General features: G+C 61.4%; 2 protein-coding genes. Both read right to left on the reverse strand.

Going from position 1 to position 2,067, the window contains the following annotated elements; all coding sequences use genetic code 11:
* Positions 1–277: Mur ligase domain-containing protein (locus EOA22_RS28875; RefSeq protein ID WP_245478712.1), on the reverse strand; the 277-nt coding region annotated here is incomplete at its 3' end.
* 54 nt (positions 278–331) lie between these two features.
* Positions 332–2,041, reverse strand: coding sequence for a penicillin-binding protein 2 (locus tag EOA22_RS28880; protein ID WP_013530951.1), 1,710 nt, complete (start codon positions 2,039–2,041; stop codon positions 332–334).
* Positions 2,042–2,067 lie beyond the last annotated feature (26 nt).

A 2,067-nucleotide genomic window follows, 5' to 3' on the forward strand; every position in this document is an offset into this window, starting at 1 on the left:
CCGCACTCTGCGCCAGCGCCGGGCGCGGATGGTCGACCGCCAGCACCGGAACCGGGAGCCCGGCAATGGTGCTGCCCTTGCCCGCCACGATCGCGGCCGCACCGCGCGCGGCGGCATCTGCGGCATAAACGGCACCGTCGGCCTTGGTTCCGGCGAGCGCAAAAAAGACAACGCCCGCTTTTACCTCGCGGGAATCCGAAGAAATCCCTGTAACCTCCAGATCGACGGAAGCTATTCCCTCGACGGGCAGGATACCGGCTAGATCTCTGAGCTTCATCGAGTCCCGTTCACCGTAACAAAATAGCGCGCTGTTGCCGGCGCGCCCTAAGAATCACTGATAGGAAACCAGCGTTGCACCATTTTCATGGCTGAAATCTGGCTTCACGCCAAGCATGGCAGCTGAACGCCTGATGATATTGCCGGCCATAACCCCAGCATTCGCGGCCGCGACATCCGTCATGCCGGGCTTTTCCGGGTGCGGGGCATCGGCAATGGTAAACACCAGATACTGCGGATCGTCCATCGGGAAGGCGGCGACGAAGGTGTTGAAATTCAAGTCCTTCGAGTAGCGGCCATTGATGACCTTCTCGGCGGTTCCGGTCTTGCCGCCAACGCGGTAGCCGGGGACTCTGGCGTTTCTGGCAGAGCCCTTTTCGGCATTGAGCGAATAGAGGTAGCGCATGCCTTCGACGGTCTTTTCGCTCACCACTCTCTTGGCGGTGGCCATCGCTTCCGCCTGCGTCCGCACCAGAAAGGTGGGGTTCATCAGGAAACCGCCATTCATCAACGCCGCGCAGCCCACAGCCGCTTGCAGCGGCGTCGTCGACACGCCATGGCCGAAGGCGATGGTGAATGAATTGACCTGTTTCCAGACCTTCGGTTCAGTCGGACGGGCAGTCTCCGGCAATTCGGTCTGCATCCTGTCCAGAATGCCAAGGCGATGCAGGAATTCGCGATGCCCCTCGATGCCGACCATCTCGGCTTCCCTGGCCGACCCGATGTTGGACGAGTAGAGGAACACCTCCGGCAACGACAGCACACGGTTCTTGCCGTGGAAATCGTGAATGGCCTGATGGCCGACCCGGATTGGATGCGAAGCATCGAAGCGGCTCGCCATCGTCGCTTTGCCGGAATCGAGCGCCATGGCTGAGGTGAAGCTCTTGAAGGTCGAACCCATCTCGTAGAGGCCCGCCGACATGCGATTCAGCCGGTCCTTGTCTTGTGCGTTGTAGGGATTGTTCGGATCAAAATCCGGCACCGAGGCCATGGCCACCACTTCGCCGGTCTTGACGTTGAGCACAACGGCGCCGGTGCCCATGGCACGATAGCGCTCCAGGCCGGCGGCGATCTCGTCGCGCACCACATGCTGCACGCGCAGATCGATCGAAAGCTTTACCGGCTTGAGATCCTTGGCAATGGCAAGGCCCGACGCCTGCAGGTCGCTCAGCCCCTGCTCGTCGACATATTTCTCCATGCCGGAGATGCCCTGGTTGTCGATGTTGGTGAGCCCAACAATGTAGGACGAGGTTTCGCCGCTCGGATAGAAGCGGCGCTTTTCGGTGCGGAAGCCGAAACCGGGAATGCCGAGCTGCATGATGTCGGACTGTTGCTTGGGCGTCAGCTGCCGCTGCAGCCAGACGAAACCGGCGCCGCTCTTCAGCTTATGGTAGGTCTGCTCATAGTCGATGTCCGGAAGCACCGTCGACAGCTTCTCGATCGCCTCGTCGGCGTCGACAATCCGGCGTGGTTCTGCAAACAGCGACGCCGTCTTGATGTCCGTGGCCAACACTTCGCCGTTGCGGTCGACGATGTCGGGCCGCGATGCCGTCACCCGGCTCTGCGGACCGCCCGACATATCGGGGGTCTGGAAGCCGAGATAGACCAGCCGCCCTGATATGGTCGAGAAGATGCCGAAGAACACCGCCATCGTCATGACGATGCGCGTCCTGCCCTTGCCGCCGGTCGCCTTGCGGGCGCCCTCGACCACGATCGATCCATCTTCACTCGTCCTGGCGCGACGTTTCAGCAGTTTACCGATCATTGGGCGATGCCTCCGGTCACCACGGG

The organism is Mesorhizobium sp. M7A.F.Ca.US.014.04.1.1, from assembly GCF_003998745.1.
Lineage (GTDB): Bacteria > Pseudomonadota > Alphaproteobacteria > Rhizobiales > Rhizobiaceae > Mesorhizobium > Mesorhizobium ciceri.

Coding starts and splice junctions, on each gene's coding strand:
- EOA22_RS28880 (WP_013530951.1), bottom strand. CDS start 2,041: ATGATCGGTAAACTGCTGAAACGTCGCGCCAGGACGAGTGAAGATGGA.